Here is a 16,598-nt window from a genome sequence, read left to right as displayed (position 1 = left end):
GTACAAGTACTTACATATCTTCGCTCGACTTGCATGTATTAGGCACGCCGCCAGCGTTCGTCCTGAGCCAGGATCAAACTCTCCAAATTTCTTTGTCTCGCTTGATTTGCTCTTGAAAAGTTTTTTTAGTTGTCTTCTCTTCAACTTCTTTTCTCGGAATTAACGTTGACTTTATTCGTTTAGTTTTCAATGTTCAAACGTTGCTTTTTGCAACTTTTATAGTTTATCATTTTTCTGTTTCTTTGTCAAGAACTTTTTTATCTTTTTTTCTTAACATTCATTCAGTTTTTTCTGCTTATTGTTCGTCTCTTGTCAAGACTTTTAATATTCTATCATCTTCTTTTTCTTTTGTCAATATTTTTTTGAAACTTTTTTAGTAGTTGTTTCTAAAAAATTTATCTTTCAAGAAGACTTTAAACAGTCTATCACTTCTTATTTTTATTGTCAAGAGATTTTGTATAATTTTATTATAATTTTATTTTTAAAACTTATTTCCTTAGAAGAAAATAAAAAAGATTAAAATTTAATATTTTAATCTTTTATAGTTGAATATAAAAGTAATGCTATCACACTACTTATTAATAGTACCAAACTAGTTGCATACAAAATATTTCCTAATCCTACTAAAGGAGAAACTAATCCTCCAAATAAAAATTGAAAGAATCCTAAAAGAGCAGACGCTCCTCCTGCATTATCTCTTTCTGAATTCATAGCTGATGATGAAGTTGCAGGCAATATAATTCCTAAACCTATTAATAAAATAAAAAATCCAAACTCTACAAATAAAACATTTAATTTTAATATTAAAGTTATAGTAATATAACTACTTATTATTATCATAACCTTCAATCCAATAGATATTGCTTTTTTACTATTGAATAAATTAGAAATCCTTGAACCTATAATAAGTGCCAATCCGTTTAATCCGAAAAATAAACTATAGGTGAATGCAGAAACTCCATATTTTTCTTGAAAAATAAAAGGAGATGCCGAAATATATCCAAATAATGATGACATTGCAAATGATTGAACAAGTATATAAGTTATAAATAATTTATTTTTCAAAATCTTAAATAGTTTTTGGTAAGTTTCTACCAATGAGCCTGAAAATCTCTTATTACGCTCTAACGATTCAGAAAAATTTAAAGATACAATCAATAATATAATACCTAATACAGTTAATATAGTAAAAATATTTTTCCACGATGTAAACTGAATAATAATTCCACCAAATATAGGTGCTATAATTGGTGCTAATCCATTAATTGTCATTAATAATGAAAAGAATTCTTTTAATCCTTTTCCTCCATATAAATCAGTAGCTACCGCCCTAGAAATAACAACAGATCCAGCAGCTGAAAATCCTTGTATAAATCTTAAAACAATTACTAAATAAACATTATCTGCTATAACTATAAATAATGTACTTAATATATATACAATTAAACTAAATATTAAAGGTAACTTTCTTCCTACCTTATCACTTATTGGACCTATAATTAATTGCCCAACAGAAAGTCCTATCATACTCCCAGTCAATGTTAATTGAATAATAGTTGTGTCTACTCCAAAATAATCGCTCATCATAGGAAGTGCTGGCAAATACAAGTCTAATATAAAAGGACCAAATGCTGATAACATTCCTAGAAACACTACTAAAAATAATTTACTGTTTTTTTTCAAAACCATTTTAAATAACACCTCTCATAAAAAATTTAATAATAAACTTCACATTCTTTCAAAATATAAAAATAGTGGCAATATATTTTTACACAAAGTACAATAAATACCACTATTTTATATTATTTTACTTATTTTTAGATGAGAAAAATTCCACTATAGACTTTAATGCTTTCTTTGTTTCGTTATCAGAGTCTAGCATACTATCATTATAGTTATTTTCACTTGATTCTAAAGTGCTATCTTCTTCTATTTTTTTTATAATATCACTCATACTGTTTTCTGTGATATCTGAATCGTATTTATCTTCATCTAAAGTTTCTAATTCCGATGTTTTTTTATACTCTTCCACTTTATCAACTGTTTCTGAAGATAATTTTTCTTCTATATCTTCTATAACGTCTACAAACTTATCATTATCAATACTATATTCTTTATTAACTTCTAGATTAGTATTATTTTTATCTATCTCTATACTAATATCTTCTTTAATATTATCAACATAGTTCGTCAACAATTCATTATTATCTAATTCATTGAAATTATTGCTATTTTCGGCAACTATCTCTCTAACTTCGCTGTCCTCAATTGAGAAGTTTGTACTCTCTTTTTCATTAAGTACCAAGTTAACTGATAACGAATCATTATCTGTATTATATTCATCTATTTCCTTGGTTATAGTTACTTCTTCAAATGATGATTCATTTTCATCTTCTTTATCTGAAAATGCATTGATTAATTTATCTAACTGTGTATCATTACTTGATTCATTAGAAGAATTAACTTCTATTTCAATAGAATCATCTAACTCCTCGCTATTTTCTTTAACTTCTGTATTATCCTTTGCTAATTCGTTAAACTTATCTATACCACTTTGAACATTTTTCAAAAATAGGTCTTTATGTTTCTTTGCTTCCTTTGGATTTTTATAATAGTATACGCCTAGAGCAGAAACGGCCCCTAGCAACAATCTCCTTGTAAATTTTGACATATAGCATCTCCTAATCTAAATTATTATTTTTATTCTATCAAAAATATATAGTTGTGTAAAGATTAATAAAATATACAAAATTAAATTTTTTATTTTCGCGTATATAAAAAAGACTGATTAAATAATCAGCCTTTTATATATAAAATGAGATTGTTATTTATTATTATTTATCTCTTCCTTAGCATGAATAATATGAGTAACTAAATCACAAACAGGTGTTTTTATATTATGTTTTTTACCTAGTCTAGATACAGCTCCATTTAAATAATCAATTTCTGTTAAACGTCCATTTTTCATATCTTGATATAATGATGGATAATGTAATCCTGCTAATGTAGGTGGGAATATTCTATTTATATTCCCAGAAATAACATCGTGTTTAACATCTACACCTTCAGCTATACCTACTGATACAACTTCTTCTAATAACATATCTGTAAGTTTTTGATGTTCAGAGTAAGAACCATATTCACCTATATTACAATCTATAATTGTACAATAAGCGTTAAGAACACAGTTTAAACCTGCTTTATGCCAAATAGATTGATAAACATTATCAGAGTAAATTAAGTTCAAGCCAGCTTCATTAAATTTGGCAACTATATCTTTAGCTGTTGAAATATCCGCTTCTGAAACTTGTTTAATTTCTGTTTTCCCTGTACCTACAGCATTAAGAACTCCTGGACCTCCTAAACCACTTGTCCATACTGTAACACCTATTAAAATATTTTCTGGATTAATATATTCTTTTAATGTATCAACATGACCTAAACCATTCAAAATACAAATAACTTTAGTAGTTTCTTTCAAGTAAGGTTTTAAAGTCTCTAACATTGGTCTAAGTTGCATAGATTTAGTAGCAACAAAGACTACATCGTATTTACCAGTTAACTCATGAGGGTAAAATATAGGTATATTAAAGTTACCTAAATCTTCTCCATCTATTATAACTTTTAAACCTTCTTTTTTTATCTTTTCAACGTGATCTTGCCACGAGTCTATTAATGTTACATCTTCTCCATTTTTGTGTAACATATATGCAAATCTTGATCCTAACGCTCCTGCTCCTGCAAATAAAATTTTCATTTGTAACATCTCCTTTAAATTTTTTTATTACCAGTCTCTTTCTTGAAGTGCTGTTTCCAAATCAATATTTATATTGAACCATTCTAATATATACTCTATTGTAACAGCTATACTATCTCTAGCTATACTTTCTATTTCACTGTTATTCTCTTCAAATTGTTCTTGAATATCATTTATTTCTATGGTCATTTCATCAAGATATTCTTGAATAACTTCTATATTAGTTTCTCCACTTTCTAAAACAGTTATAACTTTCTTTATTATATCTTGTACTTTCTCTACAAGAAAATTAGGATAATACTCATCTTCGACCATATCCGAAACTAAAATATAATTATCATCAAATTTTTTCATTCCTATCTCCTTTTTAATTACCAAACTATTATTTTACTCCACAGATTTCAATGCTTCAATCATATTAATATTTTTTAAATATCTATGCACTATAACCATTATAATACTAGTTACCGTTAGAGTTATTATACTAGTTATTATATATACGTACATAGATACAGATGTTTCAAATAACATATCTCTTGCAGAAAGATCCAGAATAATCTTTTTATACATTACATATCCAACATAGTTACCCAGAGCTATACCTATTAATGTTAAATAAAATATTTCTCTAAAGACATAAATAGTAACTTCTTTGGAGTAAAATCCTAGAACCTTTATTGTTGATAGCTCTCTAATTCGTTCTGAAAGATTTATATTTATTAGATTGTACAGAACAACTATTGCTAAAGTGACCGAACATAGAACTATAACTAAAACTATAACATCTATTCCGTCAACAAAATTATCAAATGTTTCTTTAAAACTTTGTTGATTTAAAATATTAACAACATTTTTATCTTTTTCTAACAATGATACTACCTCTTCTACTTTAGCTTTATCATTGTAATTTTTGACTAAAAAACTATTAGCCATATAATCTTTTTGGAACAACTGCTCATAATATTCATCGGATATATATATAGTATGTCCAAAGTAATTTTTACTTATTCCTGAAACTTTAACACTATAAGATTTATCATCAACAACTATATCTATAGTAGAACCTACACTTAAATCATACAAGTAAGAAAGTTTTTCATTAATTATTGCACCATCTTTAGGATGATCTAAGACTCCATCATTATTTTTTAAAATTATGTAATCTTGCAAATTACCTTTGGACACAATCATTGATAAATTATCTAAAATATCATTGTCTTTTTGTATAGTCGCTTTCTGGAGCTGTATTTCTTTACTACTCTCTACATTACTTTTATTACCCAACACTTCTAATATTTTATCTCTGTCACTATCCAATATATAAGGATTATAAGTTACTGCTAAATCATATTTCGTAATATTATTAAACTGTTCATTAGAAACATTCATAACACTAAACTTTATACCAAAACCTATAAACATTAGAGCTGTACAGCCTAAAACGCCTAAAATAGTCATAAGCATTCTAACTTTATAACGAAAAATGTTTCTAAATGTTACCTTATGTAAAAATGATAATTTACGCCAAATAAATGGTAAATATTCCAAAAATACACGAGATCCTTCCTTAGGCGACTTAGGTCTTAGTAAGTTAGATGGACTTTCTTTTAAATTTCTATATATAGGTAAAGTTACTGCTAATATAACACAAATAATAGAAATAAAAATAGCCATAAATATAGTTGATTTTGTAAACACTAATTGAGGATTCTTTAAAGTTAATAAATTGGCATAAGAATCATATATTATAGGAACTATTATTAAATAAGATAGTATAGTACCTATAATCCCTCCAATAAGTGTTGATAAAAAACCGTAAATATAATACTTTCTAGAAACTTGGAAATTGCTATATCCTAGAGACTTTAACGTACCCATATTAGTTCTATTTTCATCAACCATTCTAGAAATAGTAGTTAATGAAACTAGAATGGAAACAGAAAATAGGAAAATTGAAAAAATGTTAGATATAGACAATAAACTTTTTGCAGACTCTATAAATTGTTTATAATAAGAATTCCCCTTTATACTTTCGACATTGTATTTTGGATAAGTTAATGTCTCCATCTGCTTTTTATAAGTGTTTAGCAACTGTTCTTGATTTTCCAATTCTATTTTTTGATTATCCAAAATTTGTTTTTGATTTTCATATTCTGGACTAGGTAAATTTTTCATTTGTTCATAAGCATAATTAAGTTTCTCTTTGGAATCTAGTATCTTTTGACTATCTTCTTGTAATTTTTCATCTGTATTACTACGAATTTTATAATCGTTATTTTTTTGTAAAGATTCCAGTTTTTGAATTATACTATCACGATGCTTATTGACACTATCATAGTAACTATCTGTAGTTAAGTCTGTTCTATCTATATTTCTTAGCAATATAGTTATTCCATTAACACTATCAGAAGAAAAGTTTTCTTTCTGAACATATCCAAAAAAATTTACATTACTTTTATTATTAGTAGAATTTTCTGGGAAATCTATCCCATAAACAAATCCGACTACTTTGTATTCTAAATTTTTCAAGCTTATCTTAGAATCCTTTAAATCAGAAAATTTAACGATATCCCCTACTTGATATTTATCACTTAAAGCTTCGGTCAAAACTATTTCAGAAGAGTTACTAGGTAACCTCCCATCTATTAATTTAGGCTTTGCAATATTTTCATTTAAAGATTGAATTTTTATATTAAATCTATATTTATCATCTTTGCTTTCTGCCTGATAATAAACTTCTGTGTTACTTATTTCTGGAATTTCCTGCAAGTACTTAACATCTTCTTGAGACATAAGCATATCATTACTGACTTTTATATCATACATATTAGATTGTAGTAAATACTTATTTAGCGTATTATTCATTGTAGATGGAACTTCATTCAATCCAATAAATACAAAAACTCCTAAAAACATTATTATCGTAATTGATAGAAACTTAGCTTTAGTTTTTCTTATCTCTCGTAACAAATCTTTGTTAATAACTCTCATAATTACCACTCAACTTCATTAATCTCTTTTGGATTATTATTAATAGTAATTTTTCTAACACTAGAATCATATATTTCTATAACTTTATCAGCTATTTCTGCTATTTTACTATTGTGTGTTATTACTATAACTATTTTATTATCATTTCTGCAATATTCTTGCAAAGTTTTTAGAATTACTTTTCCTGTATTATGATCCAATGCTCCCGTAGGTTCATCACAGAGCAAAATCTTTGGATTCTTGGCTATAGCTCTAGCTATAGAAACCCTTTGTTGCTCTCCCCCTGATATTTGTGAAGGAAAATTATTTTTTCTTGATTCTAGACCAACTAATTTTAAAATATCTAATGCGTCTTTAGAATTATCTACTATTTGTGTAGTCAACTCGACATTTTCTAAAACTGTTAAATTAGGAATTAAATTGTAAAATTGAAAGACAAAACCGATAGTTTCTCTTCTATATTTGGTTAGTTGTTTATCATTAAATTTAGTAATATCTTTACCAAATATTTTCACTAATCCGCTTGTTGCAAAGTCCATTCCTCCTAATATATTTAGAAGTGTACTTTTCCCTGCACCGCTAGGCCCTAATATTACAACAAACTCACCGTCATTTATCTCAAAATTTATATTTTTATTAGCAATTACCTTGTTACTACCTGAACCATATTCTTTCATTAAATTTCTAACTATTATGCTTGTCATAAATCACCTCACAAAACCATCTACAATACTATTTTAACATAAAAATTGATATTATTATACAATTATTCACATTTTAAATATATTTATAAAAAATACACTCATCATATAAATTAATGATGAGTGTATTTTTAATTATTTTTTCATCTGTTTTTTCATAAAATATTTATTAAAAGCATTTGTTGTATCGTTTATAGAAACTACAAATAATATAATGATAGTTATAATAAAAACTAGAGAACCTTGCCACGATTTAAAATCCATATAGTATATGTATATTAACATAGGCAAAGTACTATAAAAACCTATAGTAGCACTTCTTGTAATAAAAGCTATTAATAAAAAACCTAAAATAAATACAAACAACAAATTAGGCGATAGTGCAACTATCCCTCCTACAAAAGTTGCAACACCTTTACCTCCATTAAAAGAGTTTAATATCGGCATAACATGACCTAAAACTACAAAAAATAAACAAATTGTTATAATAAAAATATCTACATTTAATATCTTAAGTAATATTACTACTAAAAAACTTTTAAATAAATCTATAGTGGCAACAAATAAAAATGCTTTAGTTCCAAGTACTCTACCAGCATTTCTTGCACCGATATTACCAGAACCTTTACTAGAGATGTCCTCTTTATAAAAATGTTTTAAAACATTACCACCTAATATATTTCCTATTAAATAAGATGATACAAAATATATTATGTTTAAAATCATTAGATTCCCTCCTTTTTACTAATAAATTTTCTAAAAATCTGAATTAATATCTCAATTATAAATAATATAGTACCTATTATAAAAGGAACTACATAGTAAGATAATCTATACACAAATATAGTTGCAGCAACTATCTCCCCTTTAAATCCTAGATTTTTCAACCCTATAATAACTAAAAAATCAAAAGTCCCAACTCCTCCTGGAACCATTGATAATAAACCTGCAATAGAGGCAACTACTATTACACCTAGAATTCGAGATTCTTTACCAAATATAAAACTCCCCTCAAAAATATATAATATAAACAATACTAAAAAAGCTGCATATATCCATTCTAAAAAAGAAATAATAGCCAATTTTATAGATAAATAACGATCATTTTTTATCTTAGGATTTTTCATATTGATAAATAAATATATAGGTAAAAATAACGTCATCAACAATAAAAAGTAATAAAATATAGAATAATCGCTATATAAATCTGCACCCGGTAAAAAGTCCAAAACTACCAAAATAGCTAACATACTTAGCCCTGATAACATAGATATTAATATCATTCCAATAGCTATTAGCAGGCTCTTATTATCTTTAGAGTAAGGCTTATAACAATAATATCTTAATCCAGCCCCTATAATACCACCAAAACCTAAAATCATATTAAGTGAGTTAGTCATAAAGCTAACCTTAAACACCTTAGTATATTTCAAACTTTCTTTTATAGGAATTACCCTTAGGACTAAAAAGTCATAAAAAGAAAGAATAGCTATACCCACTATTCCTAGAAGTATTATAAATAAAAAGGTATATACTCCTAAATTAGATATCAACATTTCTATCTTATTAAAATCAAGCTTATCTATTTCTTTTTTAAAATAAGAAAAAAGCATTGTTACAATTATTATTCCAAATATCATTTGAACTAATGTTTTTATGATATTAGAATATTTCTGCTTTTTACTATCTTTCATCAATTCTTCCTTACAATATTTTTTCAATAATATAATATCATTTATTAAAATTTTTTTCAATATTTAAAGTATATATACATAAAAACAGCTAATATATTTACATTAAAATTATATTTTCTTTATTTAAGGAGATAAAAAAGACTGATTTTTTATATCAGCCTTGAAAATATTACTATTTATCTTTAAATTTTTCTAACGCCATTAGTTTTTCAAGATAACCTTTTAGAAGCAATAAGATAACTCCAAATACTATTACTACTATCGCTATAAACCCAAAAAGTTTTGTAAATCCTAAAGATTCAGTAAATCCAGTCAATTTAGACGATATTTTATTAGCTAGCGAAAATGACAGATACCAAATTGCCATTACAAAAGATGAATATTTTGCTGGAGATAACTTATTAAATAATGACATACCTATAGGAGATAGCATCAGCTCTCCAACTGTTAGTAGTAAATAAGCTAGTAGAATATACCAAATACTCATCTTAGAGCTTCCATCAGTTACACCTCCTAAAGTATTAAGACCTACAACCAAAACACCAAAAGCTATACCAGATAAAATCATACCTAACGCCATTTTTGCAGAAACAGATAAATCGCCTCTCTTAGTCTCATCTAATCTAACCCATAATTTCGCCAAAACTGGAGCAAGAACAACACATAAAATTCCATTAAATGAAATTAACCACGAAATAGGCATAGTAAATCCAAAAATACTTCTATCTACTAAATTCTTAGCTAGTAAAGAGAATGAAGTTTGAGTTTGATACCAAGCACTCCAGAATAGAACTACAAACACAAACATAATTATCATTGCTAAAATTCGTCCTTTTTCTTCTTTAGTAAATCCTGTACTAGTATTTTTTTCTTCTTTATCCTCTACTTTCTTGAATGATGGATACTTACCTACTTTTTTTAACCATTTAGGAGCTAAATATATAAATCCTAAAAATTGAATAACATTTAATATTGCCGCTGTTAAAAATGCATATTTAAACCCGTAAGAAACTACTTCATTAGCAGAATTAAACGTTGCAAATTTTGTTTCTACTATATATCCTACAATAATAGGTCCTAGGAATGAACCGATGTTAGTAGCCATATAAAATATACTGTAAGCTTCATCACGTCTAGTAAGTTCTTCTTTTTTATAAAATTCACCTACTAATGCACTTACATTTCCTTTACCTAAACCACTTGCTAATATACCTATACCGAAACAAATCCATAGTGTAACACTTGTAGGATTACTAGGTAGGATAGTAATGAAACTAATATAGTAAAATATACTAGCAAAAGTTCCCAACGCAATAGTCTTTTGTAACCCTAAATATCTGTCAGCTAAAATACCTCCAAGAAGCGGAGCCATAAATGCTAACATGGAATATGTTCCGTATATGTCACTTGCTTGGGAAACACTAAAACCTAACCCATTTTCTTCTACCGAAGAAGTTAGAAATAAGAAGAGATATCCTACAACTCCGTACGTGTAAAAGCTGTTTAACCCTGTACACAAATTAGCTAGTTGTAATCCTATAGGATGTTTCTTTTTAATTTTATTTATTTTCATAAAACAACCCCCCTTTGTTGTCATCTGTATTGTAACACTTTCAATACAGAATTACAACCTTATCTCTAAACAAAACAAATAAATTTTATTATATTTACTATTTAAAAACTTTAAATAATGAAAACATTTTATTTGCAATTATTAATTTTTATTTCTAAATTATATATAAATATATTTTAACTTTAATTTACGATATTTTTTACCACCAACAATCAAATAATTGAGAAATAATCATCTATTAATACAGATAATTCATCTTGATTTTTAGATGAATAACGATTACAATAATACTATAAAAACACACAAGAAAGAATATGTGCTATGATTAGAGAAACAATTTACGAAGTTAATAAAAGAAAACATATAAAAAACATTTTATTTATGATAATTGGGATATTTATTTTTTCTATATATGCCGGCGTACTTATACCTTATAACAACCTTTCTACTGGAGGTGCTTTAGGTATTGCATTAGTTTTAAATAAAACTATAGGTATAAAATTAGGACTTGCACAGCTACTTCTTAATATCCCTCTATTTTATATCGGATTTAAGTATGTTAGTAAAAAATTTATGGTTATAACTGTTATTTTTATAGTAGCTTCATCTTTTCTTATTGATTATCTTCCTACACTTATTACTCCAATAAATTTACAAGACAAACTAGTAGCAACTATTTTTGCAGGAATTTTATCTGGAGTAGCAATGTGTCTTATTTTAATATCTGGAGGATCTACAGGAGGTACTGATATTACAGGTAAATTTTTAGTGAAAAAATATAATCTTAATTTACCTACAGTTTTCCTAATACAAGATATTGTAATCTACACTATAATTTGGATTTCATTTGATTTACGTTATGTTATGTATGCTGTTATTATGAGTTTCGTTAGAAATCAAACTATGCGAACATTCCAGAAATTTATTTCGGCATATATTCAATGTACAATTATATCTGATAATGCTGATTCTTTAGCAGAAATAATAAACAGAGAAATGAATCGAGGATGCACTATCATTGATGTAGAAGGAAGCTATACACACCAAAAAAGAAAAATGCTTATTCTAGTTATTCAACAAAATGAGCTATACGCACTCAAAAAATTAATAAATAAAAATTGCCCAAAAGCATTCATAACAGTAAATAGCATTAATACTATTATGGGTAATTTTAAGGAACATTCTTATATATTGTAAATTCGTACTATTGAATAATATTTATATGTACAGTATAATATAGCTAATAGATTTTCAAGGAGGAAAATAGCATATGAATTTAATCCCTACAGTTATCGAGCAAACATCTCAAGGGGAAAGAGCTTATGACATTTATTCAAGACTTCTAAAAGACAGAATAATTATTTTAGGATCAGACGTTAACGATCAAGTAGCTAACTCAATAGTTAGTCAGCTACTATTTTTAGAAGCACAAGATAGCGAAAAAGATATATACTTCTATATTAATTCACCAGGAGGTAGTGTTACAGCAGGTTTTGCTATATATGACACTATGCAACATATTAAATGTGACGTTGTTACTATTTGTATGGGTATGGCAGCTAGTATGGGAGCATTCTTACTAGCGGCAGGTACTATAGGAAAACGTTACTGTCTTCCTAATGCAGAAGTTATGATTCACCAGCCTTTAGGAGGAGCACAAGGTCAAGCTACAGAGATAGAAATAGCCGCTCGTCATATTCTACGAACTAAAGCTCGTTTAAACAAAATATTAGCAGATAGAACAGGACAAACGATAAAAGCTATAGAAAGAGATACAGAAAGAGATAATTATCTAACTGCTGAAGAAGCTCTTGAATATGGTTTAGTAGACAAAGTTATGTATCCTGAGAATAATAAACCTCAAAAGAAAGAGAAAGCTAAGAAAACTCAAAAAAAATAAATAAAAAATATTTATTTAGAATACGAAGTAAAAACTCTATTACTTAGATTTAAGTAATAGAGTTTTATTATTTACTAAATTATTTGTATTTATTTATTAATTCCTTATAGAAGAACAATCCAATTAACATTAATACTGTTCCCCCTAAAGCTAATAATGTCTGAGTAAGCAATGTATTTACTAGGATAAACAATCCTCCAATTATAGCTACACCCGGAATAATAGGATACAATGGCACTCTGTAAGGTCTAATTAATTCTGGTTCTTTTTTCCTCAAAATTATAACAGCTAAGAATGTCAGCGTATAGAACATCCATATAACGAATAACAATAAATCTGTTAGCATATCAAATTGCCCAGAGAATATCATAACTACAGATACAATCCAAATTATTAATCCAGAGTTTACAGGTATAGAATGTTTATTTAATTTAGCAATCAAGTTTGATTTTGGTATTAAATTTTCTTTAGCTAAAGTATACGGTATTCTTATACCAGCCATAGTATACCCGTTAATTGTTCCATAAACACTAACTAATATACCTATTGTGATTAATTTACCACCAAAAGGCCCAAACAATTTAACTGCTACATCACTAGCTGCATTAGGATTACCTGCTATCTCTGATATAGGTAAAGCTGTAACAAATGCTATATTTATTAAGACATATACTACCATAATAGCTGTAAGTCCAAAAATTATAGCTCTAGGTAAATCTTTTTTAGGATTTTTCATTTCTCCTGCCATAGCACCTACATTAATCCAACCATCATAAGCAAACATAGTAGCTAATAAAGCTGTACCAAGCAAACTAATTGTATTACCACCTGCACCACCTATATTCTCACTAGTTGGTAGCAATGAAATACTTTGAACGTCACCCTTGATTAATCCGAAGACTATTATTAACCCTATAGGTATTAACTTACATATAGTAGTAACTACTTGCAAAGTTGAAGATGCCTTTGATCCTAAAAAATTCAAAAATATAATAGAAGTAGCTGCCAAAATAGCTATCGGGATATGCCAAGTAACATTTATATTAAACAAGTTTAATACTTGAGTAGAAAATATGATAGCTAAGGCGGCTATATTAGCCGGCATATAAATTACACCTTGCGTCCAACCTAGTAAGTAAGCAGCAGTTTTACCATACGTTCTTTCTATCCAAACTATCATACCACCTGTTTCTGGTATAGATGCTGCTAATTCTGCTGCTGTTAATCCCGCACAAAGAGTAATAATACCTCCTAATACCCAAGCTAACATACCTAGACTTACACTACCAGTAGTCTTATAAATAATAGCCGCTTTAAAGAATACTCCTGCACCTATAACAGTCCCCATTACTGTAGCAAAAGCTGGAAAAAAACCTATATTCTTTTTTAATTCATTATTCATTTTTTTACCTAACCTTTATTTGTATAAAATTATATCTCTTTTTTCGACAATTCATCTAGCATAGTTTTTGTCATTTTATCTAAATCGAATTTAGGTTCAAATCCCCATTCTTCTGTTGCACAAGTAGAATCAATTGAATTTGGCCAAGAGTTTGCAATACCTTGTCTTACTGGATCTACATCATAATCCATCTCAAAATTAGGTATATATTTTCTAATTGAAGCTGCTATTTGCTCTGGTTCAAAACTCATAGCTGCAATATTAAAGCTGTTTCTATGTTTTAATTTACTTGAATCAGCATTCAATAAATCTACTACTGCATCAATAGCATCATCCATATACATCATATCCATATATGTACCTTCAGCAATAAAGCTAGTATATTTACCATATTTTAATGCATCATAATAAATATGCACAGCATAGTCTGTTGTACCTCCACCAGGAAGAACTTTGTGAGATATTAACCCCGGGAAACGTACAGATCTAGTATCTAACCCATATTTTGTATGATAATAATCACATAATAATTCTCCTGCTACTTTTGTTACACCATACATTGTACTAGGACGCATTAATGTATCTTGTGGCGTATTATCTTTCGGAGTATCATTACCAAAAGCTGCTATTGATGATGGCGCAAAGAATTTTGCATCTAATTCTCTAGCAACCTCTAATCCATTTACTAATCCTTGCATATTCAAAGACCAACCTAGTTGCGGATTTTTCTCAGCAGTAGCTGATAATAAGGCAGCTAGATGAATAATTGTATCAACATTACTATCCTTAGCTAATTGCAAAAATTTATTATAATCCATAACATCTAGAATTTCAAATACACCGTCTGTAACTACTTCGTTATCCTCAATTCTTTTTATATCTGTAGCTACTACATTATCAACACCTAAATCTTTTCTAAGTCTTAAAACTAATTCACTACCTATTTGTCCTAACGCCCCTGTAACTAATACTTTTTTCATTTTATAACCCTCTCTTATTTTTTATATTTTATAAATTTATTATATTATTTCTAATTCTTTTCCTATTTTTTCGTAAACACGTACAACTTCTTCTAGCATCTCTTTTGTATGTCCAGCTTGAAGCATATTTCTTACTCTTCCTGTACCTAATGGAACAGTTGGAAATACTATAGATTTTGCATATATGTTATTATCTCTTAATTTTTTGTAAAACATTTGTGTTTTATTTTCATCTCCAATAATAACAGGAACTATAGGTGTTGTAGAAACTCCAATATTATAACCTAGATTTTTTAATTCACGTTTCAAGAAATTAGCATTTTCCCATAGTTTTTCTACTAATTCTGGTTCAGACGAAATAATTTCTATTGATTTCTTAGCTGCAGCTGCTGCTCCAGGAGTAAGTGATGTAGAGAATAAGAACGGTCTACCTCTAACTTTTAACCAATCTATTAATTCTCTACTACCTGCTACATATCCTCCCACTACTCCTACCGCTTTTGACAATGTACCAACCTGAATATCTATGTCACTAGAAGCATTAAACTCTTTTACTGTTCCCGCTCCTTTACCCATAGTTCCAGATCCGTGAGCATCATCAATATAAGTAATTAGACCAAATTCTTTTGCTATTTCTACAATTTCTGGTATTTTCGCAACATCTCCGTCCATAGAATAAACACCATCTGAAATATACATAATTTTTCCATAAAGCCCACTATCAATAGCTTCTTTAGCTTTGGCTCTTAAATCATCCATATCTTGATGTTTACATCTAATAATTTTAGCACCTGATAATCTACAACCATCAATAATCGATGCGTGATTTAACTCATCTGATAAAATAGCATCTGATTTTCCTACAATTGCAGGAATTGTCGCCATATTACAATTAAATCCTGATTGAAAAGCAATAGCAGCTTCTGTTTTCTTGAATTTTGCTATAGTTTCTTCCAATTCTTTATGAATCTTCAAAGTACCGTTAATTGTTCTAACAGCACCAGCTCCTACACCATATTCTTTTACCGCTTTTATTTCAGCTTCTTTCACATCTTCTCTTGTAGCTAATCCTAAATAGTTATTAGCAGATAAATTTATAAACTCTCTGTCATTGATTTTTATAGTAGTACCATTAGCACCTTCTAAAACATCAATTTCATTATATAGTCCTTTTTCTTTTAATTCTTCAATACTTTTTGATAGTATTTTTTTTAGATTGTTAGTACCCATATTGAGCCTCCTATTTTTTATTTAATGTATTCTCAAGAAATACAACTGTTTTAAAATTTATATCCGGATTGAATTTTTCAATTGAATTATTTCTGTAAATATTTTGCATTTTTGAAATTGTTTACAATTTAATTTAAACACATATCTTTTTCTATGTCAATATAAATTCATAAAAATATTACTGTATTTATTGATAGTACAATTGTATTTAATAAAGTAAAATAATAGCGTATTTTTCTTTTTATGTTTTCAAAAGAAATACAAATCTATTCTATTACAATATATATTTATCTCTTATAAAATATTAATATTTATGTTTATTTATTTTTGAAATTATTTTACTAAGAATAATATTCCCCTTTTTTAATAC

13 protein-coding genes, 1 rRNA gene and 2 pseudogenes are annotated in these 16,598 nt (G+C 27.7%); 2 read left to right on the top strand and 14 right to left on the bottom strand.

Going from position 1 to position 16,598, the window contains the following annotated elements; genetic code table 11:
- From HZY83_RS05365 to HZY83_RS05320, 11 genes and pseudogenes are all read right to left on the bottom strand, one after another.
- A 16S ribosomal RNA gene (locus HZY83_RS05365) occupies window positions 1-89 on the bottom strand; the annotation flags it as partial.
- Between the two features lie 442 nt (window positions 90-531).
- Window positions 532-1,689, bottom strand: a complete 1,158-nt coding sequence (locus HZY83_RS05360; RefSeq protein WP_179943035.1) for a multidrug effflux MFS transporter — start codon at window positions 1,687-1,689, stop codon at window positions 532-534.
- A gap of 118 nt (window positions 1,690-1,807) precedes the next feature.
- The gene (locus HZY83_RS05355; protein ID WP_179943034.1) at window positions 1,808-2,671 is read right to left on the bottom strand and encodes a hypothetical protein; all 864 of its coding nucleotides are present in this window, start codon (window positions 2,669-2,671) and stop codon (window positions 1,808-1,810) included.
- A gap of 153 nt (window positions 2,672-2,824) precedes the next feature.
- Window positions 2,825-3,757, bottom strand: a complete 933-nt coding sequence (locus HZY83_RS05350) for a ketopantoate reductase family protein (RefSeq protein WP_179943033.1) — start codon at window positions 3,755-3,757, stop codon at window positions 2,825-2,827.
- A 27-nt stretch (window positions 3,758-3,784) separates the two neighbouring features.
- Complete coding sequence (locus tag HZY83_RS05345) at window positions 3,785-4,111, bottom strand: DUF5713 family protein (protein WP_179943032.1); 327 nt, start codon at window positions 4,109-4,111, stop codon at window positions 3,785-3,787.
- A 33-nt stretch (window positions 4,112-4,144) separates the two neighbouring features.
- Window positions 4,145-4,495: pseudogene (locus HZY83_RS08600) on the bottom strand (FtsX-like permease family protein); the annotation flags it as partial.
- 870 nt (window positions 4,496-5,365) lie between these two features.
- Window positions 5,366-5,824, bottom strand: a pseudogene (locus HZY83_RS08595) (FtsX-like permease family protein); the annotation flags it as partial.
- A gap of 926 nt (window positions 5,825-6,750) precedes the next feature.
- The gene (locus HZY83_RS05335) at window positions 6,751-7,452 is read right to left on the bottom strand and encodes an ABC transporter ATP-binding protein (RefSeq protein ID WP_179943030.1); all 702 of its coding nucleotides are present in this window, start codon (window positions 7,450-7,452) and stop codon (window positions 6,751-6,753) included.
- A gap of 132 nt (window positions 7,453-7,584) precedes the next feature.
- Window positions 7,585-8,175 carry a glycerol-3-phosphate acyltransferase gene (locus HZY83_RS05330; protein ID WP_179943029.1) on the bottom strand — a complete coding sequence of 197 codons (591 nt, stop codon included), beginning with the start codon at window positions 8,173-8,175 and terminating at the stop codon, window positions 7,585-7,587.
- Window positions 8,175-9,143, bottom strand: a complete 969-nt coding sequence (locus HZY83_RS05325) for a lysylphosphatidylglycerol synthase domain-containing protein (protein WP_179943028.1) — start codon at window positions 9,141-9,143, stop codon at window positions 8,175-8,177. The genes HZY83_RS05330 and HZY83_RS05325 overlap by 1 nt, the downstream gene beginning before the upstream one ends.
- A gap of 172 nt (window positions 9,144-9,315) precedes the next feature.
- Window positions 9,316-10,716 carry a peptide MFS transporter gene (locus HZY83_RS05320; protein ID WP_218925349.1) on the bottom strand — a complete coding sequence of 467 codons (1,401 nt, stop codon included), beginning with the start codon at window positions 10,714-10,716 and terminating at the stop codon, window positions 9,316-9,318.
- 321 nt (window positions 10,717-11,037) lie between these two features.
- Between HZY83_RS05320 and HZY83_RS05315 the strand changes: the two genes are divergently transcribed.
- A complete protein-coding gene (locus HZY83_RS05315) occupies window positions 11,038-11,913 on the top strand; it encodes a YitT family protein (protein WP_179943027.1) in 876 nt (291 codons plus the stop codon).
- Between the two features lie 73 nt (window positions 11,914-11,986).
- Window positions 11,987-12,616: an ATP-dependent Clp endopeptidase proteolytic subunit ClpP gene (clpP, locus tag HZY83_RS05310; RefSeq protein WP_179943026.1), complete on the top strand. Its 630-nt coding sequence runs from the start codon at window positions 11,987-11,989 to the stop codon at window positions 12,614-12,616.
- 79 nt (window positions 12,617-12,695) lie between these two features.
- Here the strand turns inward: clpP and HZY83_RS05305 are convergent, their stop codons facing one another.
- The 3 genes from HZY83_RS05305 to HZY83_RS05295 are packed head-to-tail and all read right to left on the bottom strand — an operon-like array spanning window position 12,696 to window position 16,228.
- Complete coding sequence (locus tag HZY83_RS05305; protein WP_179943025.1) at window positions 12,696-14,018, bottom strand: APC family permease; 1,323 nt, start codon at window positions 14,016-14,018, stop codon at window positions 12,696-12,698.
- A gap of 29 nt (window positions 14,019-14,047) precedes the next feature.
- The gene (locus HZY83_RS05300; protein ID WP_179943024.1) at window positions 14,048-14,998 is read right to left on the bottom strand and encodes an L-threonine 3-dehydrogenase; all 951 of its coding nucleotides are present in this window, start codon (window positions 14,996-14,998) and stop codon (window positions 14,048-14,050) included.
- A 39-nt stretch (window positions 14,999-15,037) separates the two neighbouring features.
- A complete protein-coding gene (locus HZY83_RS05295; protein ID WP_179943023.1) occupies window positions 15,038-16,228 on the bottom strand; it encodes a glycine C-acetyltransferase in 1,191 nt (396 codons plus the stop codon).
- Window positions 16,229-16,598: the final 370 nt, after the last annotated feature.

This window comes from Gemella sp. GH3 (assembly GCF_013415425.1).
Classification (GTDB): domain Bacteria; phylum Bacillota; class Bacilli; order Staphylococcales; family Gemellaceae; genus Gemelliphila.
Note: the sequence above shows the minus strand (reverse complement) of the source record. Positions and strands in the feature narration are given on the sequence as shown.

What these genes read in the sequence shown, in the direction of transcription:
- HZY83_RS05360 (WP_179943035.1), bottom strand. Translation starts at nt 1,689, where the DNA reads ATGGTTTTGAAAAAAAACAGTAAATTATTTTTAGTAGTGTTTCTAGGA.
- HZY83_RS05355 (WP_179943034.1), bottom strand. Translation starts at nt 2,671, where the DNA reads ATGTCAAAATTTACAAGGAGATTGTTGCTAGGGGCCGTTTCTGCTCTA.
- HZY83_RS05350 (WP_179943033.1), bottom strand. Translation starts at nt 3,757, where the DNA reads ATGAAAATTTTATTTGCAGGAGCAGGAGCGTTAGGATCAAGATTTGCA.
- HZY83_RS05345 (WP_179943032.1), bottom strand. Translation starts at nt 4,111, where the DNA reads ATGAAAAAATTTGATGATAATTATATTTTAGTTTCGGATATGGTCGAA.
- HZY83_RS05335 (WP_179943030.1), bottom strand. Translation starts at nt 7,452, where the DNA reads ATGACAAGCATAATAGTTAGAAATTTAATGAAAGAATATGGTTCAGGT.
- HZY83_RS05330 (WP_179943029.1), bottom strand. Translation starts at nt 8,175, where the DNA reads ATGATTTTAAACATAATATATTTTGTATCATCTTATTTAATAGGAAAT.
- HZY83_RS05325 (WP_179943028.1), bottom strand. Translation starts at nt 9,143, where the DNA reads ATGAAAGATAGTAAAAAGCAGAAATATTCTAATATCATAAAAACATTA.
- HZY83_RS05320 (WP_218925349.1), bottom strand. Translation starts at nt 10,716, where the DNA reads ATGAAAATAAATAAAATTAAAAAGAAACATCCTATAGGATTACAACTA.
- HZY83_RS05315 (WP_179943027.1), top strand. Translation starts at nt 11,038, where the DNA reads ATGATTAGAGAAACAATTTACGAAGTTAATAAAAGAAAACATATAAAA.
- clpP (WP_179943026.1), top strand. Translation starts at nt 11,987, where the DNA reads ATGAATTTAATCCCTACAGTTATCGAGCAAACATCTCAAGGGGAAAGA.
- HZY83_RS05305 (WP_179943025.1), bottom strand. Translation starts at nt 14,018, where the DNA reads ATGAATAATGAATTAAAAAAGAATATAGGTTTTTTTCCAGCTTTTGCT.
- HZY83_RS05300 (WP_179943024.1), bottom strand. Translation starts at nt 14,998, where the DNA reads ATGAAAAAAGTATTAGTTACAGGGGCGTTAGGACAAATAGGTAGTGAA.
- HZY83_RS05295 (WP_179943023.1), bottom strand. Translation starts at nt 16,228, where the DNA reads ATGGGTACTAACAATCTAAAAAAAATACTATCAAAAAGTATTGAAGAA.